This window comes from Janthinobacterium sp. YR213 (assembly GCF_900099875.1).
GTDB classification, from domain to species: Bacteria; Pseudomonadota; Gammaproteobacteria; order Burkholderiales; family Burkholderiaceae_D; genus Janthinobacterium; species Janthinobacterium lividum.
The window spans coordinates 102,731-126,854 of sequence record NZ_FNDA01000004.1 but is presented as its reverse complement, the minus strand read 5'-3'; the positions used below and the strand labels follow the sequence as shown (position 1 = coordinate 126,854).

At 65.7% G+C, this 24,124-nt stretch carries 18 protein-coding genes and 2 tRNA genes; 15 read left to right on the top strand and 5 right to left on the bottom strand.

From position 1 onward, the window contains the following. Positions 1-23: 23 nt before the first annotated feature. Positions 24-1,334 carry a sensor histidine kinase gene (locus tag BLT98_RS18280; RefSeq protein ID WP_244517607.1) on the bottom strand — a complete coding sequence of 437 codons (1,311 nt, stop codon included), beginning with the start codon at positions 1,332-1,334 and terminating at the stop codon, positions 24-26. A 202-nt stretch (positions 1,335-1,536) separates the two neighbouring features. Between BLT98_RS18280 and BLT98_RS18275 the strand changes: the two genes are divergently transcribed. Next, complete coding sequence (locus tag BLT98_RS18275) at positions 1,537-3,681, top strand: TonB-dependent receptor domain-containing protein (RefSeq protein WP_092610212.1); 2,145 nt, start codon at positions 1,537-1,539, stop codon at positions 3,679-3,681. A gap of 62 nt (positions 3,682-3,743) precedes the next feature. Here the strand turns inward: BLT98_RS18275 and BLT98_RS18270 are convergent, their stop codons facing one another. Then, positions 3,744-4,412, bottom strand: coding sequence for a response regulator (locus BLT98_RS18270; protein WP_070254154.1), 669 nt, complete (start codon positions 4,410-4,412; stop codon positions 3,744-3,746). 21 nt (positions 4,413-4,433) lie between these two features. After that, on the bottom strand, positions 4,434-4,805 hold the full coding sequence (locus BLT98_RS18265; RefSeq protein WP_034755042.1) for a YajD family HNH nuclease: 372 nt from the start codon (positions 4,803-4,805) through the stop codon (positions 4,434-4,436). A 274-nt stretch (positions 4,806-5,079) separates the two neighbouring features. On the opposite strand from BLT98_RS18265, the gene BLT98_RS18260 reads away from it, so the two are divergent. From BLT98_RS18260 to BLT98_RS18250, 3 genes are read left to right on the top strand one after another with little or no spacing between them, the layout of a single operon-like run. Continuing rightward, positions 5,080-8,100 (top strand): PAS domain-containing protein, encoded by a 3,021-nt coding sequence (locus BLT98_RS18260; RefSeq protein ID WP_244517559.1) that lies wholly within the window; start codon positions 5,080-5,082, stop codon positions 8,098-8,100. 54 nt (positions 8,101-8,154) lie between these two features. Further along, the gene (locus BLT98_RS18255) at positions 8,155-9,381 is read left to right on the top strand and encodes an exonuclease SbcCD subunit D C-terminal domain-containing protein (protein WP_092610209.1); all 1,227 of its coding nucleotides are present in this window, start codon (positions 8,155-8,157) and stop codon (positions 9,379-9,381) included. 16 nt (positions 9,382-9,397) lie between these two features. Next, positions 9,398-13,156, top strand: a complete 3,759-nt coding sequence (locus tag BLT98_RS18250) for an AAA family ATPase (RefSeq protein WP_092610206.1) — start codon at positions 9,398-9,400, stop codon at positions 13,154-13,156. Between the two features lie 4 nt (positions 13,157-13,160). On the opposite strand, the gene BLT98_RS29235 is transcribed toward BLT98_RS18250, so the two are convergent. Next, positions 13,161-13,328: a hypothetical protein gene (locus tag BLT98_RS29235; RefSeq protein ID WP_162835746.1), complete on the bottom strand. Its 168-nt coding sequence runs from the start codon at positions 13,326-13,328 to the stop codon at positions 13,161-13,163. A 178-nt stretch (positions 13,329-13,506) separates the two neighbouring features. Between BLT98_RS29235 and BLT98_RS18245 the strand changes: the two genes are divergently transcribed. The 6 genes from BLT98_RS18245 (at position 13,507) to BLT98_RS18220 (ending at position 16,742) form a co-directional block, all read left to right on the top strand. Then, positions 13,507-13,716 carry a hypothetical protein gene (locus BLT98_RS18245; RefSeq protein WP_034755039.1) on the top strand — a complete coding sequence of 70 codons (210 nt, stop codon included), beginning with the start codon at positions 13,507-13,509 and terminating at the stop codon, positions 13,714-13,716. Between the two features lie 60 nt (positions 13,717-13,776). Next, positions 13,777-14,634, top strand: coding sequence for a hypothetical protein (locus BLT98_RS18240; protein WP_092610203.1), 858 nt, complete (start codon positions 13,777-13,779; stop codon positions 14,632-14,634). Between the two features lie 58 nt (positions 14,635-14,692). Then, on the top strand, positions 14,693-15,871 hold the full coding sequence (locus BLT98_RS18235; RefSeq protein WP_139179316.1) for a methyltransferase: 1,179 nt from the start codon (positions 14,693-14,695) through the stop codon (positions 15,869-15,871). A 56-nt stretch (positions 15,872-15,927) separates the two neighbouring features. Next, a tRNA-Met gene (locus BLT98_RS18230) sits at positions 15,928-16,004 on the top strand. A gap of 89 nt (positions 16,005-16,093) precedes the next feature. Further along, positions 16,094-16,603 (top strand): hypothetical protein, encoded by a 510-nt coding sequence (locus BLT98_RS18225; protein ID WP_092610197.1) that lies wholly within the window; start codon positions 16,094-16,096, stop codon positions 16,601-16,603. A 62-nt stretch (positions 16,604-16,665) separates the two neighbouring features. After that, positions 16,666-16,742 (top strand) — tRNA-Met (locus BLT98_RS18220). Between the two features lie 70 nt (positions 16,743-16,812). Here BLT98_RS18220 and BLT98_RS18215 read toward each other — a convergent pair. Further along, positions 16,813-17,379: a hypothetical protein gene (locus BLT98_RS18215; protein ID WP_070280460.1), complete on the bottom strand. Its 567-nt coding sequence runs from the start codon at positions 17,377-17,379 to the stop codon at positions 16,813-16,815. Between the two features lie 325 nt (positions 17,380-17,704). Here BLT98_RS18215 and BLT98_RS18210 point away from each other — a divergent pair, with 325 nt between their 5' ends. The 5 genes from BLT98_RS18210 (at position 17,705) to BLT98_RS18190 (ending at position 24,082) form a co-directional block, all read left to right on the top strand. Further along, the gene (locus BLT98_RS18210; RefSeq protein ID WP_092610191.1) at positions 17,705-18,223 is read left to right on the top strand and encodes a sigma-70 family RNA polymerase sigma factor; all 519 of its coding nucleotides are present in this window, start codon (positions 17,705-17,707) and stop codon (positions 18,221-18,223) included. A gap of 1 nt (position 18,224) precedes the next feature. After that, entirely contained in the window at positions 18,225-19,235 is a 1,011-nt protein-coding gene (locus BLT98_RS18205) for a FecR domain-containing protein (RefSeq protein WP_092610188.1), read from the top strand. A 100-nt stretch (positions 19,236-19,335) separates the two neighbouring features. Continuing rightward, the gene (locus tag BLT98_RS18200; protein WP_092610185.1) at positions 19,336-21,840 is read left to right on the top strand and encodes a TonB-dependent siderophore receptor; all 2,505 of its coding nucleotides are present in this window, start codon (positions 19,336-19,338) and stop codon (positions 21,838-21,840) included. Between the two features lie 123 nt (positions 21,841-21,963). Beyond that, positions 21,964-23,628, top strand: coding sequence for an acid phosphatase (locus tag BLT98_RS18195; RefSeq protein ID WP_092610182.1), 1,665 nt, complete (start codon positions 21,964-21,966; stop codon positions 23,626-23,628). A 217-nt stretch (positions 23,629-23,845) separates the two neighbouring features. Next, a complete protein-coding gene (locus BLT98_RS18190; protein WP_034778081.1) occupies positions 23,846-24,082 on the top strand; it encodes a hypothetical protein in 237 nt (78 codons plus the stop codon). Positions 24,083-24,124: the final 42 nt, after the last annotated feature.

The window sequence follows — 24,124 nt, the reverse complement described above, 5'->3', positions numbered from 1 at the left end:
AACGCCTTGCCCTGGCGGGACCGTCATGGAAACACGACCGTCACCGCCAGCCCCCTGCCCTGCAAGCCGGCGCCGAGGAGGATGTCCGCGCCATGCCGCTCGGCGATGCGGCGCACGATAGACAGGCCCAGGCCGCTGCCGGGCAGCTGCCCGCGGCCCAGGCGCACAAAACGCTCGAACGCGCGCGCGTGCAGTTCCTCGGCGATGCCCGGACCGGAATCGGCCACGCGCAAATAGCTGCGCCCCGCTTCCACGCCGCAGCTGATGACGACACAGCCGGGCGCCGGCGTATAGCGCAGCGCATTGTCGACCAGGTTGCGCAACAACATCTGCAGGCTGTCCGCATGCAGCGCGCAGGGCGCCGGTGCCATGATCACGCTCAGCGACAGCCGGTACGTCGCGGCCAGCGCCTGCCACTGCGCGGCCTGCTCGGCCAGCAGGTCGGACAGGTCCCCCGCGCGCAAGTCGGCCGCCGCGCCCGAATGCGGGTCGAGCTGCGCCAGCGCCAGCAACTGGTTGACGAGGCGCGTGGCGCGCTCCACGCTGACGCCCAGGGCTGCAATGAATTCTTCGCGTTCAGCCTCGCTGCGGGCCCGCTGCAGCACTTGCAGATTGGTCTTGATGGCGGCCAGCGGCGTGCGCAATTCGTGCGCCGCATCGGCCGTGAAGCGCTGCTCGTTGTCGCGGCTTTGCCGCACTCTGCCGAACAGGCGGTTAATTTCCAGCAGCAGCGGATGCAGCTCGGTGGGTGCGCCAGCCAGCCTGACGTCGGCCAGGTCATCGGGCGTGCGCGCCGACACTTCATCGGCGGACGCCTGCAGCACGCGAAACACGCGGTGGATGCTCCACCAGATGGCAATGGTGGCCAGCGCCACCAGCAGCAGGCCGAACACGGCGATGCGGTAAAAGAAGCCGCGGCTGATATCGTCGCGGTGGCTGGTCGGCTCGGCCACCAGCAGCTGCAGGGTGCGCTGCGGGTCCCACAACGAAAACAGACGCCAGCGCTGGCCGCCGATGCGGGTCCAGGACAGGCCGTCCGGCGCGCTGCGCGACAGGGCGATATCGGACGCCGCGTCATTACGGTACAGCACGCGCTGCTGCGCGTCACGCACCTTGAACAACAAATACTGATGGGGATTCGGGTGGCCGCGCAGCGGCACGTCGATGGGCCCCGTCAAGCCGTGTTGGCGCGCATCCTTTTCCACCAGCGACAGCAGCAGGTGGCCCGTCTCGATCAGCGACTGGTCGAACAGTTCCTGGCTTTCGCGGCGCGCTTCCACGTACACGATGGCGGCGCTGCCCACCCACAGGGCCAGGGTCAGGCCCAGCAGCACACCCAGCAAAGTGCGCCGCAGCGACCAGGTTTTCAGGCCGCCGCCAGCCGTTAAGAATCTCTTAAGAACTTCTGCGCAAGATCCGGAGCGAAATATTTTTTGGGAAGCCATGGCTGCAATTGTAAATGATTCTTATTGCCTCAATGATTCCTATTAGCTTGCACCAGCAAAACCAATAACTCATCCACCATCAGGAGTTTGCATGTCCAACAGCACCCGCAGCGCGCGCCTGCCGCGTCCCACCACCCTGGCCCTGGCCTTGGCCGCCCTGTCCTGCCTGCCGGCTCACGCCCAGACGGGCACGCCTGCCAGCATGCCGGAAGTGGTGGTCTCCGCCTCCGGTTTCGAGCAGGATATCAAGCAGGCGCCAGCCTCGATCACGGTGCTGACGCGCCAGGAGCTGTCCAAGGAGCGCTTCGGCAACCTGACGCAGGCGCTGGAAAGCGTGGAAGGCATCGACGTGGGCGCGGCGGGCGACAAGACGGGCGGCATGAACATCAGCATCCGCGGCATGCCCAGCGACTACACCCTGGTGCTGATCGACGGGCGCCGCCAGAACGCGGCCGGCAACGTCACGCCGAACGGCTTCGGCGGCACGCAGACGAGCTTCATGCCGCCGCTGGCCGCCATCGAGCGTATCGAGATCATCCGCGGCCCCATGTCGACCCTGTACGGCTCGGACGCCATGGGCGGCGTGATCAACATCATCACGCGCAAGGTGGGCAAGCAGTGGATGGGCTCCGTCTCGGCCGACTACACCTTGCAGGAAGAGTCCGATTTCGGCGACGTGAAAAGCGGTCGCTTCTACCTGAGCGGCCCCATCGCCACCGACTTGCTGGGCCTGTCCCTGCGCGGCAGCAAGCAGCGCCGCGACGCGGCCGACATCCGCGTCCTCAACGCGGCCGGCGCGCAAGTGCCCGCCAGCATGGGCGCCAACCCCGTGCGCTCGGACATCGAGAACTTTGGCGCGCGCCTGGCCTTCACGCCGAACCGCTACCACACCGTCATCCTCGACGCGGACGCGGGCCGCCAGACCTACGACAATTCGAAGGGCCAGCTCGGCACCAATACCGTACAGGGCGGCTACGGCCCGGAACAGAAATACAAGCGCGACCAGTGGACCCTGTCGCACACGGGCCGCTTCGGCTTCGGCACCCTGGACAGCAGCTACATGGTGAACAAGACGGAAACCCTGGGCCGCACGATTCCGCCGGGCACGCCAGGCGCCGTGACCGGCAGCGCGCGCACCCTGGAAGTGGAAAGCCAGGTCTTCGATACCAAGCTGGTCATGCCTTTGGGCAAACACATGGCTACCATCGGCGCGCAATGGTGGAAAGCGGAAATGACGGACGGCGTGGCGCCGAAAAAATTCGAATTCACGCAAAAAGCCCTGTTCGTGGAAGACGAATGGCAGGTGCTGGACAACGTCGCGCTGACCGTCGGCGCCCGCTACGACGATCACAGCATCTTCGGCGGCCAGACCAGCCCCCGCGCCTATGCCGTGTGGAACGCAGCGCCAAGCTGGACCGTCAAGGGCGGCGTCAGCAAGGGCTACAAGACGCCGCGCGTGGAGCAACTGTCGCCAGGCATCAACGGTTTTGGCGGCCAGGGCACGATCCCCCTCGTCGGCAGCCCGGACCTGAAGCCGGAAACGAGCACGACGACGGAAATCGGTGCATATTTCGACAACCTGGCCGGCTGGACCGCCAGCGGCACTTTGTTCAACAATACCTTCAAGGACAAGATCACGACGGGCACGGGCCTCGTCAACTGCGACTACCGCCCTTCGCCGAACCGTCCCGGCTGCGTCAGCTTCGGCAACTGGCCCAACGTGGACGCATTTGGCCAATCGGTCAATGTGGATGAGGCCGTCACGCGCGGCGTCGAGCTGAACACGCGCTTCCCGCTGGGCAAGACCCTGTCGGCCAGCGCCAACTACACGTACACGGAAAGCGAACAGAAGAGTGGCAGCAACGCCGGCAAGCCCCTGAGCGACACGCCCAAGCACGCCGTCAACGCGCGCCTGTCGTGGGATATCTCGCGCGAGTGGAACGGCTGGCTGCGCGCCGAGTACCGCAGCGAGCGTTTCCGCGATCCGGGCACCTCGGCTTCCACGCGCGCCGCCAAGGCCGCGCTGGGCGACTACAAGGGCTACACCATGTTGCACCTGGGCAGCAGCTACCAGCTGAACAAGCGCGTCACCCTGAACGCGGCCGTGTACAACTTGCTCAACAAGGACTTCATCGACTACCAGCCATACCGCGCACCGGCATTGACCTACGCCAACCGCTATGTCAACAGCCTGGACGGCCGCCGTCTGTGGCTGTCGGCCACCGTCGATTTCTGATGCCGTAACGCGCCATCAGCGCCAACATCGAACGGGCTGCCTCAGGGTAGCCCGTTTTTGTGTCAAGCCGCTTTGGGCTTGTCGATGCAATAACCGATCGCATGCACGGTGCGTATCAAGTCCCGCCCCAGCTTCTTGCGCAGGTGGTGGATATGCACTTGCACGGCATTGCTTTCCACTTCGTCACCCCAGCTGTACAGGTTTTTCTCCAGCTGTTCCCGGCTCAGCACCCGGCCGCCGTGCTCCAGCAGCAGTTGCAGGATGCGAAATTCCTTCACCGTCAAGGTCACGGGCAATCCCCCTTGCGTCACTTGCCGGTCCGCGATATCGAGCACCAGGTCGCCATGCACGAGGTGCTCGCGCAGGCGGCCGGCGGCGCGGCGGCAGGCGCTGCGGATGCGCGCGGCCAGCTCGTCGAGGTCGAACGGTTTCACGATGAAGTCGTCGGCCCCCGCGTCGAGCCCGGCGATGCGCTCGCCCACCTGGTCGCGCGCCGTGACGACCAGCACGGCGCCGCTGTAGCCATTGTCACGCAGCACGCCCAGCGCCTGCATGCCATCCTGCCCCGGCAAGCCCAGGTCAAGCAAAATACAGCCATAGTCGTGCAGGCGCACGGCCGTGTGCGCGTGTTCGGCGCTCGTGACCCAGTCGACGGCATAGCCGCCCTGTTCCAGGCCGATCTGCGTGGCGCGGCCCAGCTGCGGGTCGTCTTCGGTCAGCAAGATGCGCATGGGGGAAGCGGCGCGGCCCGCTCAGTCCTTTTTCTTGATCAGGCCAGCGAGCGCGGCAAACGGATTGTGCGTGGCGGGCGCCACCTCGGCCGACAGCAGGCCGGCGCCACGGTCCGCTTCCAGGTAGCGCGAGTGCTCATTGTCGTGGCAATACAGGCACAGCAGTTCCCAGTTGCTGCCGTCCGGCGGATTGTTGTCGTGGTTATGGTCGCGGTGGTGCACCGTCAGCTGCTGCACGTTGGCGCGCGTAAATTCGCGCATGCAGCGGCCGCATACCCACGGATACATCTTCAGCGAGCGCTCGCGGTAGCCGCTCTCGCGCTGGTCGGCGGCGCGCCGCGCTTCGGCCACGATCTTGTCCAGTCTTGCCGCGTCGGGCTTTTTACTCTGCATGACAACTTTCGATATGGGAGGTAGAAGCGCCCATTTTAATGAGGATGGGATCGCAATTGTACTTTTTCTGCCACGCCGCCAGCCCGTGTCGCCGCCGGCGTGCTTTTTTTAGCGTGCGCGGCACCACAGATACTTGATTTAACGCAAAATAAGGCCAGCGACAGACTACGAACAGACGCTGGGGCAGCAGGCAGCGCGCAGGTCAGCATATTTCGGCTATGATGCGCGCCACGCCGCCCTTCCCCTTTTCCATGACCCTAGCCTGCAAGCGCCCGTGATAGCGATAACAAGACCCCTGCAACGCCTTGCCCGCCGCCTGTACCGTCTCAGCCTGGTACCCCTGTTCGCGCTCATCTTGCTGCTGGCGCTGTGGGCGGCCGTCTTTTACCAGGTTGGCCAGGAGCGGGCCAGCGCCGTGCGCGACGCCGTGGCCGTCAGCCAGTCGCTGGCGCGCACCCTGGCCGACCATACCAGTTTCACCCTGCGCCAGACGGATCACGCCACCCAACTGTTCAAGCTCAAATACGAGGAAACGGACGGTGGCCTGCGCCTGAATGAATTCACGCGCCGCCAGGGCCTGCTCGACAGCGTGCTGCCATCGAAGCTCGAATTGCCGATCGCCCTCATCGACGCGCACGGCAATGTGGTCGACAGCGCTCACGCCTATCTGCCGGAAAACCTGGCCAAGCAGGCATTTTTCAGGACGCTGGCCGCGAATGCATCCGACACGGCCCTGGTCGACACGCCCATGCTCGACGCCGAGAGCAAGCGCTGGACCATCCGCCTGGCGCGCCGCCTGAACGATGCCCAAGGCCGCTTCGCCGGCGCCATCGTCATCCTCGTCGACCCCACGTATTTTGTCGACGACTACGACCGCCTGAACCTCGATGAGCAGGGCGCGCTGATGCTGGTGGCGCGCGACAGCGGGCTGACGGTGGGACGCATCGGCGAGCAATTGATCCTCAGCGACCGCATCGACTTCCGCATGCCGGGACCGCCGCAGCACGCCCCCGAAGAACTGCTGATCGAGCCGCCCGTCGACGCGACGTCACGCATCTACAGCTACCACGAGCTGCCGCGCTACCCGCTGCTGGCCGTGGTGGGCGTGAACCGCGCCGTCGCCCTGGCGCGCTTCGAACACCGCCGCCTGGTCTATGTCGGCGCGCTGCTTGCCGCCAGCGTGCTCATTGCCGGCTTTACGACCCTGCTGATGCGCCAGAGCGCGCGCCTGCGCCGCAGCATTCGCCAGGCCAAGGAGACGCAGGCCTTGCTGCGCGCGGCGCACCAGGGCAGCCTCGATGCCGTGCTGCTGCTGAAAGCCTGGCGCCCCGCGCCGGGCAAGCCGGTGGAAGATTTCATTTTCGCCGACATCAACGAGCGGGCCGCCGACATGCTGGGCAAGCCACGCTCCGAACTGCTGGGCCAGCGCGTGCTGCAGCAGATGCCGCTGCTGCGCGGCGAGCGTTTTTTCAAGCGCTTCGTGCTGGTGATGGAAACGGGCCAGCCGCTGGAAGATGAATTCGAGCTGCCACTGGCCTCGGGCGGCACGCGCTGGCTGCGTCACCAGGTGGTGCCGATCGCCGACGGCGTGGCCGTCACCTCGCGCGACATCAGCGCGCGCAAGCACGACGAACTGGCGCTGCAGGACAACCGCAGCTTCCTGCAGTCGCTGATCGACCATTTGCCCGTGCTGGTCTACGTGAAAAGCGCGCGCCCGGAAAACTTCGGCAAGATGGAAGTGTGGAACAAGGCCGCAGAGGATATCACCGGCCACCTGGCCGCCGACGTCATCGGCAAGACCGATTGCCAGGCATTCCCACCCGACTTCGGCCTGCACGACGCCGAGGACGACCGCGCCATCCTGGCCGAGCGCGGGGTCATCGACCATACGGAAAAACCGCTGCGCCTGGCTGACGGCAGCCTGCGCTACCTGCGCGCCGTCTCCGTGCCCGTGTTCGACGAGCGCCAGCAGATCGAACATATCCTGTGCATCGCCGAAGATATCTCGCAGCGCCGCCAGCAGGAACTGGAACTGCGCCAGAAACAGGCCGAACTGGCCGCCGTCAACGACGCTTCGCCGCTCGGGCTGGTGCGCCTGGACCGCCAGCGCCGCTGCACCTACGTCAACCGCACCTTCGAATCGATCACGGGCTTGCCGCGCGCCGCCGCCCTGGGCGCCGGCTGGACCAGCGCCCTGCACCCGGACGACTATCCGCTGATGCACGTGGCGCTGGAACAGCTCACGCGCAGCCACGCGCCGTTCCAGTCCACCCTGCGCTGCCTGCAGCGCGATGGCAGGCTGGTCTGGGTTTCCGTCAAAATCGCCCCCATCCTCATCGACGACCGGATCGAAGGCTACGTGGGGACCCTGGACGACATCACCACCTTGCGCGAATCGGAAGTGGCGCTGCTGGAAAGCGAAGCGCGCCTGCGCACCATCGCCGACACCTTGCCGGCCATGATCGCGTACATCGATGCCGACCAAGTCTACCGCTTCCTGAACATCGCCTATGAGCGCGAATTCGGCCTGACGGGCCGGCAGGCGCTGGGCAAAAGCGTGCGCGACACCGTGGGCGAGGCGCGCTACCGCACGGTGGCGCCGTATATCGAACGCGTACTGGCGGGCGAAACCCTGAGCTTCGAGGAAGAAGACGACAAGGAAGGCATCGAGCGCTGCATGGAAGTGATCTACATCCCGCAGATCGGCGAAGACAAGCTGCAGGTGGTGGGTTTTCACGTGATGCGCCAGGATATTACCGTGCAAAAGCGCGAAAAACAGCGCCTGCTGAAGCTGGCCCAGGTCGATGCGTTGACGGGCTTGTCGAACCGCGCCGGCTTCCAGCAAAAACTCAGCGACGCCATGCACGCGAGCCGCCAGCAGCAGCACCTGATGGCTGTCATGTACATGGATATCGACCGCTTCAAGCCCGTCAACGACACGCATGGCCACGGCACCGGCGACGCCCTGCTGCGCGCCTTCGCCCAGCGCCTGACGCAGACCATGCGCGCCACCGATATCATCGCCCGCCTGGGCGGCGACGAATTCACCATCATCATGGAACAGATCACCCGGCCCGACGACGCGGCCGTGCTGGCGGAAAAAATCGTCGCCGCCATGCAGCAGCCGTTCGAACTCGATGGCATCAGCGTGCGCATTTCCGCCAGCATCGGCCTGGCCTTCTACCGCGACGAAGACATTTCCCCCGCCGTGCTGCTGCAGCGGGCCGACGTGCTGCTGTATCAGGCGAAACAGGATGGGCGCAATACTTATCGCGCAGGCGTGCTGACGGCGTGAGACAGGCGCCATTCCTGCTATATTGGCGCCTGTCCTCCCTACCCTTGCCCCACCATGCGCCTGCTGCACACTTCCGACTGGCATCTGGGCCAGACCCTGCACAATTATGAGCGGGGCTACGAACACCAGCGCTTCCTCGACTGGCTGCTCGACACGCTCGTGGCCGAACAGGTCGACGTGCTGCTGGTGGCCGGCGACGTGTTCGACAACGCCAACCCTTCCGCCGCCTCGCAAAAGCAGTTATATGTATTCCTGCAGCAGGCGCGCGCGCGCCTGCCAGCGCTGCAGCTGGTCGTCGTCGCCGGCAACCACGATTCGGCCGGCCGCCTGGAAGCGCCCGGCCCCCTGCTGGCCGCGCATGGCACGCACGTGGTCGGCCATTTGCTGCGTGGCGACGATGGCCAGATCGACCTGGAACGCCTGCTGCTGCCGCTCACCGGCTCCGATGGGCAAGTCCAGGCCTGGTGCCTGGCCGTGCCCTTTTTGCGCCCCGGCGACGTGCCGAAGCTGCCGGCCGGCGATACCCAGGATGCCTACCTGGGCGGCATCGCCCTGCTGTACCGCCAACTGGCGGACCTGGCGCTGGCGCGCCGCCAGCCCGGCCAAGCCATCATCGCCATGGGCCACTGCCATATGGTGGGCGGCGAAATGTCGAACGACTCCGAGCGCCGCATCGTCATCGGCGGCACCGAGATGCTGCCGTCGGGGATTTTCGATACCGCCATCGCGTATGCGGCGCTGGGCCATTTGCACAAGGCGCAGGCCGTGGGCGGCCAGCAGCATATCCGCTACTGCGGCAGCCCGATTCCCCTGTCCTTCGCCGAAGTCAATTATCGCCACCAGGTGCTGTGCCTCGATATCGACGGCGAGCAATTACGCGAGGTACGCGCCATCGAGGTGCCGCGCGCCGTGCCGCTGCTGCGCGTGCCCGCCACGCCGGCGCCGATTGCCGAAGTGCTGGAACAGCTTGCCGCCCTCGACGTGCCGGACGCGCCGGCCGAAGCACAGCCTTTCCTGGAAGTGCGCGTGCGCCTCGATGCGCCGGAGCCGGGCCTGCGCACGCGCATCGAAACGGCGCTCGACGGCAAGCACGTGCGGCTGGCGAAGATCGAAACATCGAGCGCCGCGCGCAGCAGCGCGCCCGAGAACATGACGCTCGACCAGTTGGGCCAGCTGCAGCCCGACGACATCTTCCGCCGCCTGTACCAGCAAAAATACGGCCAGCCCGCGCCGCCCGAACAACTGTCGGCCCTGGCCGAACTGCTGCTGCCTGGCTCATGAGCACACCTGAAGAACCATGAAAATCCTGAAAATCAGCGGCAAGAACCTGGCTTCGCTGGCCGGCGAATTTGAAGTCGACTTCCAGCGGGAACCGCTCGCGTCTTCCGGCCTGTTCGCCATCAGCGGGCCCACGGGCGCGGGCAAGAGCACCCTGCTCGATGCCCTGTGCCTGGCCCTGTACGACGCCACGCCGCGCCTGCTGAAAGTACTGGGCCGGGGCAGCGCCCTGCCCGACGTGGGCAAGGAAACCGTCAACGCCCAGGACACCCGCACCCTGCTGCGGCGCGGCACGCCGGACGGCTACGCGCAAGTGGACTTCGTCGGCAACGATGGCGCCAGCTACCGCGCGCGCTGGAGCGTGCGCCGTTCGCGCACCAAGGCCGAAGGCGCGCTGCAAGCCACGGCCATGAGCTTGCACCAGCTGCCAGCGCTGCAGCCCATCGGCGGCACCAAGACGGAAGTCAAGGAAGAGATCGAAAAGCGCATCGGCCTGTCGTTCGACCAGTTTACGCGCGCCGTGCTGCTGGCGCAAAACGAGTTTTCCACCTTCCTCAAGACGGAAGACAATGAACGGGGAGAGTTGCTGGAAACCCTGACGGGCAGCAGCATCTATACCGACATTTCCATGCGCGCCTTCGAGCGGGCAAAAAAGGAAAAGCAGGTCCTCGAACGCCTGGGCGAAAAACTGGCCGACCAGCGGCCCTTGTCGCCGGAAGAACGTACCGATACCGAGGCCCTGTGCAGCGCGGCCGAGACCACCCTGCACACCATCGACTTGCGCAAGGCGGTGCTGGAACTGCAGCAGCGCTGGCACCAGGAAACGCACAAGCTGCAAAGCCAGGTCGCGGCGGCGCAAGAGGCGCTCGATAGCGCGGATGCCGAACGGGCCGCTGCCGAAGAGCGCCGCACGGCGCTGGCGCAGTGGGAATTGCTGCAGCCGGCGCGCCCCTTCGTCGATGACGTGGCGCGCCTGGCGAGCGACATCGCCGGCAGCGGCGCCGCGCTGGAAACGGCGCGCGCGCAGGCGGCGCAAGCCGTGGCCAGCGAAACGCAACTGGCTGCCGGCGTGCAGCAAGCGGCAGCGGCCTTGCAGGCCAGGGAAGCGGCGCAGCGCGACGCGGCACCCCAGCTCGATGCCGCCAAGGCGCTCGATGCCGGCATTGCCGCCCACTTGCCCGCGCACCGCCAGGCCAGGGAGGCGGCACTGGCGGCAGACCAGGCCAACGAGACGGCGCGCGCCACCTTGCACGATCTGCAGCAGCACCAGCACGCCGTGCAGGCGGAGCAGGAAACGGGCCGCCTGTGGCTGGCATCGCACCAGCATTGGCAAGCGCTGGCCACGTCGTGGCAATTGTCGGACCAGCTGTTCGCCCAGGCCGGCCAGGCTGCCGCGCAAGCCGATGCGGCCGACGCCAAGGCAGCCGAAGCGGCGCAGCTGGTGCGCGCGGCAACCAACGCGGGCCACGCGGCGCAAGCCGCATTGACGGCCGCCGCCGCCACGCTCGCCGAGCACGATGGGCAGCGGCGCGAAGCGCTGTTCGCCGTACAAGCCATCGACGGACAACTGCTGCAGGAACAGCGCGGACAGCTGGAAAACCATGCGCGCCAGTTGAATGCGGCGGAAAAGACGTGGACGGAGCTGGCGCGCCAGCAGCAGGCGCTGGCGCATGGACAAGCGAGGGCCGCCCAGCTGGCGCAGGCCGCGCAGACGGAAAACGCGGCGCTGGCCGCCGCGGCGGCACAAACAGCGCTGCTGGAAGCGAGCCTGGCGCAGGCGGAAAAGTCCTTGAAAGGCGCGGAAGCGGCATGCGCGGCCAGCGTCGAGCAGCTGCGCGCCACCTTGCAGGACGAGCAGCCCTGCCCCGTCTGCGGCGCGCTGGAACACCCGTACACCCACGCCGATCACGCTTTGCAGGCGATGCTGGCCAGCTTGCAGGATGAAGTACTGGCTTGCCGTGCACACGCGCGCGGCAATCTGGAGCAACTGGCCACGCACAGGGCGGCGCTGGCCGCGACTGCGCGCGAACAGGTGCAGACGGATGCCGAACTGGCGGCCCTGCCGCCCGCCATCGCCAGCCTGCACGCGCAATGGCAGCCGCATGCCGATACCCTGCATCTGCCGCCGGAAAACCAGCGCGCGCACTGGTTCGCGCAGCAACTGGCAGCCAATGCGGCAGCCCTGCAGGCGCTGGCGCAGCAGGAGGCGGCGCTGCGCCAGGCCAGCGCGCGGCGCGAGCAGGCGCAGGCGGCTCACGAACTGGCCGGCGCCGAACACGCGCGCTGCACAAGCGCCGTCGCCGAAACGCAGACACGGCTGGCGCAGTTGCAGGCGCAGCAGGCGGCCAGCGTGGACAAGGCGGAAACGTCGCGCAGCGCGCTTGACGGCTTGCTGGCGCAGCTCGATGCCGCGTTTGCCGACGTGGAAGGCGCCGAAGGCTGGAAGGACAACTGGCGCGCCGGCCCCGCCGCCTTCCGCGCGGCGCGCGAAACGGAAAGCCGGCAATGGCTGAAACAGCAGGCGGACCAGGACAATCGCGGTCACGCGCTGGCGACCCTGGCCGCGCAGCTGGAAGCGGCGTTGCTGGCCGCCGGCAAGGCACAGCACACGGCGCAGGAGACCCACGCCGCCTTTGCCGCCGCCGACAAACGGCGCACGGCATTGCAAGCGGAGCGCAACGCGCTATGGCAGGGCCAGAACGTGGCCGAGGTGGAACACAGCCTGGCTGGCGCCATCGCGCAGGCCAAGGAGCTGCTGGCGCAGCAGCAAACGGCGGCGCAGTCGGCCAGCCAGCAGCGCACGCGCCTCGATGAAGCATGCGTGCAGCTGGCACAGCGCCTGGCCGCCCTGCATGAACAGGAACGCGGCGCCACCGCCGCCCTGCACGACTGGCTGCAGCAGTTCCGGCAGCGTCACTCCGGCCATGCGCCCGCCACGCTCGACGAGCTGCGCGCGCGCCTGGCCATCGCGCCGGACGCCATGCGCGCCGAACGCGATGCCCTGCAAGCGATCGCCGACCGCCACACGGCGGCCGTTTCCGTGCTGGCCGAGCGCCGGCAGCAACTGGCCGCGCATGTGCAACAGCCGCCGGAGGCCCTCGAAATGGACGAGGCCGCGCTGCAGGCGGCGCTCGACGCGCTTGGCGCCGAACGCCAGGCGGCCAACCAGGAAGCGACGCGCCTGCGCCTGGCCATCGCGCAGGACGATGCGCGGCGCCACAGCGCGCAAGCTATGCTGGCGCAGATCGAGGCGCAAGCCGTCATCGAGCGGCGCTGGGCCAGCCTGAATGAATTGATCGGCTCGGCCGACGGCAAGAAATTCCGCAACTACGCGCAGCAATTCACGCTGGAAGTGCTGCTGGGCTATGCCAATGCACACCTGAACCACCTGGCGCGCCGCTACCAGCTCGAACGCATCGACAACCCGAACAATCCGTCGCTGGGCCTGATGGTGCGCGACCAGGACATGGGAGGCGAGCTGCGCTCCGTGCACTCGCTGTCGGGCGGCGAATCGTTCCTCGTCTCGCTGGCCCTGGCGCTGGGCCTGGCCTCGCTGTCCTCGAACCGGGTGCGAGTGGAATCGCTGTTCATCGATGAGGGCTTCGGCAGCCTGGACACGGAAACCCTGCGCGTGGCCATGGATGCGCTCGACGGCTTGCAAGCCATGGGCCGCAAGGTGGGCGTCATCTCGCACGTACAGGAAATGACGGAGCGCATCGCCACCCGCATCCTCGTGCAGCCTGGGTCCGGCGGCAAGAGCGTGGTGACGGTGCGCTGAGTCACTAGCGGCTGGCCGGCTCCCGGCACAGTCTGAGCATATCCCAGCCCAGTTCGCGGCGGATCTGCTCGGGGTCGGGCGGGGGCCGGCGCTGTTCCAGCTCCGCTTTCAGCCACTTCCTGACCAGCTCCTTGGCGGGCTGTACAGGCTTTTCCTTGTCATGCTTGTCCATGGTGCTACCTCTTCAATGGCGGTCAGACGACCTCCTATATACGCTCAACGTCACGGTGCGGATTCAGTTGACGTGCGCGTGGCGCAGATGCAACAACGTGTAACGATGGCCGGAGTGCGTTAAAATCGCCGCCTTCGCGTAGATGAACTCTACGCCCCGCAACAGTTCAAGGAACCCCATGAAAGCCGCCCGCAGCCTCACCTTCAAGTGCGTAAAATGTCACAAATCCATGCAGGTTTACCTGCAAAAAGTCTCCGCCTGCTCGCATATCCAGCCGTACCAGGGCATTTGCGCATGCGGCGAACTCAAGCGCCACGCCACGGGCCAGGCCGATGCCGTCAAATCCTATCTGGAGTCGGCAGACGGTAGCTGGTCGCACCACCACTGATGGTTAAAGAATGGGGCGATATTGCCGTTAATTCGACTATCCTCCCCATTTGAACCGACCATGTCCCAGCTCCCCGCCCTTGCCAGCCGTCAACCCGCCTCGAATACGCTGGCTGGCCAGCAGCCGTCCCGCACGGGCAGCAGCGCCACGGGCCTGGCCGCTTCGCCCCTGATGCAGCGCACGGCGCAAGACGTGGTGGCGCTGTCAAAGAATGGCCTGGACCTGTCGGCCAAGGGATTGTCGCAACGGACCGATGCGCTGGGCAACGCGACCGTCGACGTGGCGCAGGATTTCCTCTCCACCATGACGCGCCAGCTGTTCGGCGACGGTGCTACGATCGCCTTCGATTCCGTCGACCTGCAGGCCGGTTCCAGCTTCAGCAGTGGCAGCGCCAGCGTCTCGGGCGCCGGCGGCAGCAGCCGCGCGGCCGCCTTCAGCCTCGATGAAAACGCGCATTTCATCGGCAAGGGCAAGATCACGACGGCCGATGGCCAGACCTTCGACTTCGAAGTGGAAGTGCAATATCAATCAAACATCAGCGCGGGCGTCCTTGAGCAAACGCAGAATGCCGCCGAGGAAGCAGGCTCCGCCGATGACGCACAGCTGCCCGCGAAAGAGTTGCCCGCCACGCATTTCGGCGGCAATCTGCACGACCTGTTCAAGCTGCTGGGCCAGCAATTGCAAAGCAATCTCTACCAGGGCACGTCCGATGGCGCTAGCGCCAGCGGCAAGGATGGCGGCCTGGCAGGCAGCCTGAGCTTGCGCTTGCTCAAGCTGGTGCAGCCGGACCAAGCCGCCGAAACCGCCAAAGCAGACAGGAAAGCCGTGGAAACCACGCCGGAAGAGCAGGCGCGCGCCCGCGCGCTGGCACTCGCCTACGGCACCGACACCGCTAGCAGCACGGTCAGCAACGTATAATGGAAGACGGCCTGCGCAGGCGACCATGCCGCGCGCCACCTTCTATCGATTGAATCCCATGTCCGACACTTCTTCACCTACCGTTCATCCGCAGATCCACTGGAGCGAAAACGGCGCCGAGCATTCGGCCCGCTGGCGCTCGGAAAGCGGCATGCCGCCGCCCAAGCGCGTCGTCATCGCCGATGACCGCACGACGGCCGACCAGGCTTACCGCCTGGCCTGCGAAGGCACGGCCATGCTGTGGCGCGGCGACTTCCAGAACGCGCGCCAGCTGCTGCAGGCGCTGGCGCGGCGCGCCGACCACAAGAACGACAAACCGAGCAAGAAGGCCAAGGCCGCCAAGCTGACGAAACCCGAACCGTCCGCCACGGAAGCCTTCCACTTGCACCGCCAGGCCCAGTCGCAACGCGCCCGTACCCTGGCCATGCTGCTGCTGCCTTTCGACGCCGACTACACGATTCCGCTGCGCCGCGCGCCGGACGTGAAACTGGCGTGCAATGAAGCGTATGGCCGCGGCGAAGAATCGTTTATCGCCTCGCTGCGTGAATTGCTGGGCCTGATCGGCGCGCACGAATGGCGCCGCACGGGCGTGGAACTGCCGGCCCTGGGCCAGCGCATCCACCCGCATTACGGCGTGTTCGCGCCCATCCGCGGCGAATACGTGGGCCTGGTGGCGGAAGCGCCGCTGCCCGCGCGCGCCAAGCTGGCCTTCGATATCGGCACCGGCACGGGCGTGCTGGCCGCCGTGCTGGCACAGCGCGGCATCGAACGCATCGTCGCCACCGACCAGGACCCGCGCGCCCTGTCCTGCGCGCGCGAAAACCTGGCCCGCCTCGATTTGCTTGACAAGGTCGACGTGCTGCAGGCCGATCTGTTCCCCGCGGGCCGCGCGCCGCTCATCGTGTGCAATCCGCCCTGGCTGCCGGCGCGCCCAAGCTCGCCGATCGAATACGCCGTCTACGATCCGGACAGCCGCATGCTGCGCGGTTTCCTCGCCGGCCTGGCCGGGCACCTGGAAGCAAACGGCGAAGGCTGGCTGATTTTATCGGACCTGGCCGAGCACCTGGGCCTGCGCCCGCGCGCGCAATTGCTGGAATGGATAGAACAGGCGGGCTTGAAAGTCATCGACCGCCTGGACGTGAAACCCACGCACCCGCGCGCGCAGGACGCCACCGACAGCCTGCACGCGGCCCGCTCGCAGGAAATCACCTCGCTGTGGCGCCTGGCGGCGGCGTAATCCAGGGTCTGAAACCCGGCCATTGCGCATTGCAGCAAACCCCGCTATAATTCGCCTGCGGGGTGGAGCAGTCTGGCAGCTCGTCGGGCTCATAACCCGAAGGTCACAGGTTCAAATCCTGTCCCCGCAACCAATATATGAAAGCCGCTGATTCTTGCAAAGGGATCAGCGGCTTTTTCATTCTCGCCCATTTTGTACAATCATGTTAAATTGAAACTTTAAATGTACAAGGGCCACGCCTTGAAAGCCTGCCGCACTGTCACCCTGCTTGCCGTCCTGTGCTTTTCCGCCACGGCACAAGCCCAGTCCCAGGCACAGAGAGATACCGAATATCTGCAAGAGTTCGTCGTTCCTTTGGCCAAGCTACAACTTGAAAAGCAAGGCCATTTCCTCCCGCTCGGCGCGGCCCTGAAGCAGACCGACAAATTCGTCCTCATGCCCGCAAGCACAGCTGCGATGTCGCTACTGCCGGCCGACATCATCAAGCTGATACAGGAAGCCCTGGTGCAAGGCACCGTCGACGGCGAATACAAGACAACCGCCCTCGTGTATGACGCCACCGTCCCCCTGCCCTCGTCCGGCAAACAATCAGATGCAATAGCCGTAGCGCTCGACCATCGCGATGGCTATTCAATCATCACCTTTCTGCCATACGAACTGCGCGGCAAGAAAGTCCATATGGGCACGCCGTTTACACGCCAGGGAACGGCCACGGTTTTCAAGCAACAGTAAGCGATGCGGCAGGCCTGACAAAGATCATTCCCGCAATGCAGCAAACTCGTATATAATTCGCCTGCGGGGTGGAGCAGTCTGGCAGCTCGTCGGGCTCATAACCCGAAGGTCACAGGTTCAAATCCTGTCCCCGCAACCAATACATAAAAACCGCTGACTCCTGCAAGGGATGCAGCGGTTTTTTCATTCATGCCTGCCCTGCCCCGCCTTTACGCGGTGACGCTGGCCCTGATCTGCCTGGCCGCCGCGTGCAGGCTGGCCGCCACTCGTTCCAGCTTGTCGGCTCCCGCCGTTTCGGCCAGGGCGGCAAACGCGCTGATATGAAACGTGGCCACCATCGCCGGCGACACTTCGAGCTCCAGCGCCGTCTTGCTCAGTTCCGTCGACGCCTCGAGGTAAGGCTCGCTGCCCGCCTCGAAAGCCTGCTTCGTTTCCAGCAACTCCTGGCCGCCCTCCGCCTTGGCCAGGCAAGCATCGACCTTTTGCTGGAAGGCCGGCAAGGTATCGCGCACGGGGCCAGCATCCGGCGCCGCTTCCGGTTCCGGCTCCGCGGGCGCAGGCGCCGCTGCGGCCGGCTTGTCCGCCGCCGGCATGTCGCGCAAAGTCAGCCATCGCTCGACGGCGAGGAAATCGGCGAATGGCTCGGCCACCTTCGGATTCATCAGCCAGACCTCGCCCGTGCGCCAGTCGATCCTGGCGCCGCGCTCGTTTCTCGCCAACAGAATATCCTTGCCGCCATCGGCATTCGACACCCGGCCGATGTCGAGCCAGTTCATCAACTCCGCCTGGCGCGACATCGCGTTGACCCGGTGAAAGTAGGCCAACCATAAGAATCTGGCGACCAGGAGAACCAGGGCACCGCCAACCATCCACATCATTTTTCGCTCCGCTCCGCACCACATCGACAGCCCGCATTTTCTCACATGAAAGCTTGCGCCAAGGAAACTTTTACATCTGCCGTGCGGCAGCGCAAATCCGGCGCCGCGCGCGGTCCGGACACGCAGTCGCATTTCAGCAACGCCGCGTTTTGCTGATTGCCGGGTGCGCGCCGCTACGCTATTATGAGAACAATTCTCATTTAGATTAAACCAGACTGTACGCATGCTGTCCGCCCCTTCCCCGCCATCCGATTTCCAGGCCCTGTATGCCGAGCACCACTCCTGGCTGCTGCACTGGCTGAAACGCCGCCTGCACGATGCGGGGCTGGCGGGCGACCTGGCGCAGGATACCTTCATCAAGATCTTCGTTGCGCGCAGCAGTGCCGGGATCGCGCAGCCGCGCCCTTTCCTGGCCACCATCGCCAAGCGTCTGCTGGCCAATCACTGCCGACGCGAAGAGCTCGAACGGGCCTACCTCGACGCACTGCTGCACCAGCCGCAAGCCTGCACGCCTTCGCCGGAAGCGATGTCCATCCTGCTCGAATCGCTGCAACGGGTCGACCGCGCGCTGGACCAGCTCTCCGCCAAGGCCAAGGCCGCCTTCCTGCTGGCCCACCTGGACGGCATGACCTATGCCGAGATCGCCGCCGAACTGGGCACCACCACGCATTCCGTCAAAAAATACCTGAGCAAGGCCAATCTGCTGTGCTTTTTTGCCGTGCCCGATTTTGCCGCGGCCTGACATGCGCGGCGCCACCGTCTACGCACAGGGCCAGCCCATCGACCTGGCGATCGCCATGCAGGCGGCTGAATGGCTGGCCACCCTGATGAGCGGCGCAACCACGCCGGCGGAAAAAACGGCCTGGCAGCAGTGGCGCCAGGCGCATCCCGACCATGAGCGGGCGTGGAAACACATCGAAAGCGTCAGCGGCGGCTTGCGCGAACTCGATGCACAGGCCAGCCGCAAGGCGCTGACACAGCGCTCCCGCCTCGCCTCGCCGATCTCGCGCCGCAACAGCCTGCAGTTGCTGGCGTGGGTATCGACCATCGGCCTTACGGGCTGGTTCGGCGCGCGCTCGGAATATGCACCCGACATGGCCCGCGCGGCGCTGGCCGACCTGTCCACGGGCGTGGGTGAGCGCCGCGAGCTGACCCTGCCCGACGGCAGTCGTTTGCACCTGAACAGCGGCAGCGCCGTGAATATCCGCTTTAGCGGCACGCAGCGCCTGCTGCAACTGGTGCAGGGCGAAGTCTTCATCGCCACCGCCCGCGAAACGGGCATGCCCTACCGCCCCTTCCTCGTCGAAACCGCGCATGGCCAGGCGCAGGCGCTGGGTACGCGCTACTCGGTGCGCCAGGCCGGCGGCAGCACTCTCGTGTCTGTAGAGGAAGGCGCCGTCCGGCTGATGCCGCGCCATGGCGATGGCAATCTGCTCATCCGTGCAGGCCAGGGCGGCGGCATGACGGCGCGGCAGCTCTTGCCCGCGCACGCCGTCTCGCCCGACATCTGGGCCTGGCGCCAGGGCTTGCTGCTGGCCGACGCCATGCCGCTGCGCGACTTCCTGCATGAACTGAGCCGCTACCGCCACGGCTTGCTGGGCTGCGACGATGCCGTCGCCGGCCTGCGCATTTCCGGCGTCTTCCCGCTGGCCGACCTGGACGCCGTGCTGCTGTCGCTGCCCGACTCCCTGCCCGTCGATATCCGCCTGCGCACGCGCTACTGGGTGCAGGTCGAGGCGCGCCAGCAGCGTTGAATATTTATTTTGACGCCAACGAAAAAAAGGTACCCGCTTTCGATTCTCGCGTGACCTGTGTAGGCAACGTTCTTTTTGACGACTACACCATAAGGTAACCATGTCTCCTGCCATTCATTCCAAGCCGCGCATCAAGCGCATGGCGTATGCCATCCAACTCGTCTTCATCGGTTCGGCCCTGCTGCTGAACGCCCAGGCGCCAGCCCTGGCGCAGGAAAACGCGGCAGCGCCAGCGGCCAGCCAGAACATCCAGGATTTCCAGGTACCGGCCGGCGACCTGGCGGCGGCGCTGCGCCAGGTCGCCAGCCAGTCCAGGGTCATCCTCAGTTTTACGCCGGAACAGACGCGCGGCAAGACGTCCGCAGGCTTGAGCGGCCGCCACGACGTGCTGGCCGCCCTGAACGGCGTGCTGCGCGGCACGGGCCTGAAGGCCGAGCGCAGCGCCAACGGCAGCTTTGTCCTGCGTCCGGCCGATGCGGCGGCGGGCGGCGAAGCGCTGTCGATGATGCCGGAAGTGTCCGTCAAGGCGCAGCAGGATGCGACGGAAGGCTCGGGCGCGTATGTCTCGCCCCTGCCGATCGCCACGGCCACGCCACTGGGCCTGTCGATCCGGGAAACGCCGCAGTCGGTCAGCGTCATCACGCAGCAGCGCATGCAGGACCAGGGCCTGAATACCATCGCGCAAGTCATGGCGCAAACGCCGGGCATCACCCTGTTCTCGCTGGGCAGCGAACGCTCCGGCTTTACCTCGCGCGGCTATGCGATCACCAATTACCAGCTCGATGGCGTCAACACGCACTCGGAAAACCTGGGCCTCAATGCGATACCGTCGCAAAGCCTGGCCGACATGGCGCTGTACGACCGCATCGAAGTGCTGCGCGGCGCCTCGGGCCTGATGACGGGCGCGGGCGACGCCTCGGGCGCCATCAACATGGTGCGCAAGAAGCCGACGGCGCAGTTCCAGGCCTCGGTCGAAGGCGAACTGGCTTCCCGCGACGAGCGGCGCGGCGTGGCGGACATTTCCGGCCCGCTGAACCAGGCAGGCAGCGTGCGCGGCCGCCTGGTCACGCTGTACGAGGAAGCCGACAGCATCATCGACGGCTATAGCCGCGACAAGAAAGTGGTGTATGGCGTGATCGAAGCGGACCTGTCGGCCGCGACGAAACTGACGGCCGGCGTGACGCACCAGCGCAACCGCTCGAAGGGGTCGCTGTCGTACCTGGGCTTCCCCCTGTTCTACAGCAATGGCGCAATGACGGACCTTCCCCGCTCCTTCAGCCCGGCCGCCAAATCGAACCGCTTCGGCAGCAATTCCACCGACGTCTTCGCCACCCTGGAACACGCGCTGGCAAACGACTGGAAGCTGAAAATCTCGGCAAACCGCGTGCAGTCGTCGCAGGAAGAGCGCGCCGTCTACATGAGCGTGAGCAGCGCCTTTCCCGACCAGGCCACGGGCGATGGCCTGATGCTGAACGGCGACTACCGCGATTACCGGCTCAAGGTCAACAGCGTGGACATCAATGTGCGCGGTCCGTTCAGCGCCTTCGGCCGCCAGCACGAGCTGGTGCTGGGCATGGACTACAACGAATTCCAAAGCACGACGGATGGCCGCTTCGACAAGAACATCCAGCAGACCCCCGTCAACCTGTACAGCTGGAATCGCATCGCAGCACCCGTGTTTGGCGATACCTTCGTCACCTACGACAGCACGCGCCGCCAGGCCAGCGCCTATGCCGCCACGCGCCTGAACCTGTCCGAGCGCCTGAAACTGATCGCCGGCGCCAAGGTGCTGCGCTACAGCGAGAATTACATCTCGGATGCGCCTGCCGTGTCATTTTATGGCGAGTCCCCGGCATCGGAAAGCCGCGTCTTTACGCCATATGGCGGCCTGGTGTTCGACATCGACGCCACGCACAGCCTCTACGCCAGCTATTCATCCATCTACCAGCCGCAGGCCGCGCAAGACCGCTATGGCAAGCTGCTGGCGCCGCGCGCGGGCAAGACCTACGAAGCGGGCATCAAGAGCGGCTGGCTCGATGGCCGCCTGAACACCTCGGCCGCGCTGTACCAGATCCGCCAGAGCAACCTGTCCGAATCAGACCCCGGCTACACCGTGCCGGGCACGAACAATCCCGCCAACCGCACCATCAAGGGCGCCAGGACGCAGGGCGTGGACCTGGAAGCGACGGGCGCCCTTACGCCAGGCTGGAACGTGTCGGCATCGTGGTCGTACAGCCAGACGGAAGACAATACGGGCAAGGCGATACAGACCACCTTCCCGCGCCACCTGGTGAAACTGTGGACCACGTACCGCCTGCCCGGCGAGCTGCATCGCCTGACCATCGGCGGCGGCATGAACTGGCAAAGCCGCGTGTATTCGGACATCGATGCGTGGCAGATCGAGCGCACCCTGCACTGGGAACAGAAGGCGTACTCGGTGGCCAGCCTGATGGCGCGCTACGACGTCAGCGACAAGCTGTCGGCGACTGTCAACGTGGCCAACCTGTTCGACAAGCAGTACACGGCGTCGGTCTCGGACTGGTGGTACTCGGGCATGCATGGTCCCGCGCGCAAGGTGGCCTTGAGCGTACGCTACCAGTTCTGATGCCCTGAATCGGCCAGGCAGGCGCGGGGCGAATATTTCACATTATCCAGGGGCCGGTGATACAATTTTCCGCTTCACGGGCAGCACCGTGGCCCGTGCCACAGAGACACCCAAGGAGAATGTGTGAAGGACCTCGCCCCCGCCCTGCCAGCCGATCCGGCCGACCAACCCGCCAATCCCTCGCGCCGGCGCATTTTCCAGGCTGCTTCCGCAGTCGGCCTGGCCGCCAGCCTGCCGGCATTGGCCGACGCCGCGCCAGCCAGGAAGACCATCGCCAAAGGTTCGCTCGACGCGAAACTCAAGGCGCACGTCAAGAACGTGGTCGTGATCTACCTGGAAAACCGCAGCTTCAACAACCTGTTCGCCAACTTCCCCGGCACCAGCGCCCCCCTGTCCGCCGTCACGTCCGAACAGGCGCAGCAGCTGGACCGCGACGGCAAGCCGCTGGCTACCCTGCCGAAAATCTGGGGCGGCCTGGTGCCGAACCAGCAAAATATCGGCGGCATCGATTACCTGATCAAGGAAGACCAGATTTCCGGCCTGCCGAACGCACCCTACAAATTGAGCGACGCGGCCGGCAAGCCCCTGCCCGAGAGCATCATCACGCGCGACCTCGTACACCGCTTCTATAACAACCAGATGCAGATCAACGGCGGCAAGAACGACGGCTTTGCCGCGTGGGCCGACAGCGGCGGCCTGGTGATGGGCCATTACGGCGAAACGTCGAAAAACCTGAACCTGTGGCAGATCGCCGAACAGTACACACTGTGCGACAACTTCTTCATGGCGGCCTTCGGCGGCTCCTACATGAACCACCAGTTCCTCGTCACGGGCCGGGCCAACGAATACTTCAACGCGGCCGAGACGGCGGCAAAGAAAAAGATCGCCGTGCTGTCCGACGGCCCGCAAGGCGTGCGCCTGGCGATCTCGCCCGACTGCCCCGCCTCCGCGCTCGATGGCAAGCCGAAATACGTCAACGACGGCGCCCTCACGCCGGACGGCTATGCCGTCAACACCATGGCGCCGCCATACCAGCCCAGCTATATCCGCCCCGCCTTCGACGGCGACCCGCTGCACGCCGATCCGGCCGACGCGAATACCCTGCCGCCGCAAACCTACGACACCATCGGCGACCTGCTGTCGCGCAAGGGCGTCAGCTGGGCCTGGTATGGCGGCGGCTGGCAAGCGGCGCTCGACCACAAGGGCGGCGGCAGCAAGCCGAATTTCCAGTTCCACCACCAGCCGCTGAACTACTTCAAGCAGTTCGCACCCGGCACCGCCGCGCGCGCCGAGCACCTGCGCGACGGCGGCACGGGCGACAGCCCGATTTCGAACAAATTCCTCGCCGCCGCCGTGGCGGGCAAGCTGCCGGCCGTGACCTTCTACAAGCCGCAGGGTAACCTGAACCTGCACGCGGGCTATTCGGACATCGAGTCGGGCGACCAGCACGTGGCCAACGTCATCCAGCATCTGAAGGAGTCGCCGCAGTGGAAAGACATGATCGTGGTGATCACTTTCGATGAAAACGGCGGCTGGTGGGACCACGTGGCGCCGCCGAAAGGCGACCGCTGGGGTCCTGGCACGCGCATTCCCGCCATCGTCGTCTCGCCATACGCGAAGAAAGGCGCCGTCGACCACAGTTTCTACGACACCACGTCGATCCTGCGCCTGATCACGCGCCTGCACGACTTGCCGCTGCTCGAAGGCCTGAAAGTGCGCAATGACGCCTTTGCGTCACGCGGCGCACTGCCGCCGGGCGACCTGACGGGCGCCCTGAGCTTCCGCTGACACAACAACAGCGCATCCCACAATGCGGCACGCCTGTGATACACTGCGTGCCGCACTTTAATCCGCAGGTCTGCTTTTCCTGCCGATGATATTCACAATGAGCCCGACTCCTGTAGCCGGGCTTTTGTTTTGTGGATGAAGTTAAAGCGTATGGACATAGGCGGACAGCATGCTGCCCGCCCCTTGGCCTTCGCAGGCCAGGGACAGAGGTTATCAAATGAGAGACAAAAAAGACAACGCCACCATCGACTTGCCCGGTTTCGGCCCGCCGCCAGCGCACGATGCGCCAGAGCCGGCGCCGGAGCCACAGCGCCGCGCCCGCCCGCGCAAGGTGGCGCTGAAGCAAGTGCAGCTCGAATTGCTGGAGCCGACCGACGCCACAGGCCTGCCCGTGTGGACGCGCGACGCCGGCCTGGATCTCACCGGCTTGCCCATCTGGGCGCCCGACAATTAATACCACACGCGGGCGGCCGTTTGCCGCCAGCTTCCACACCAC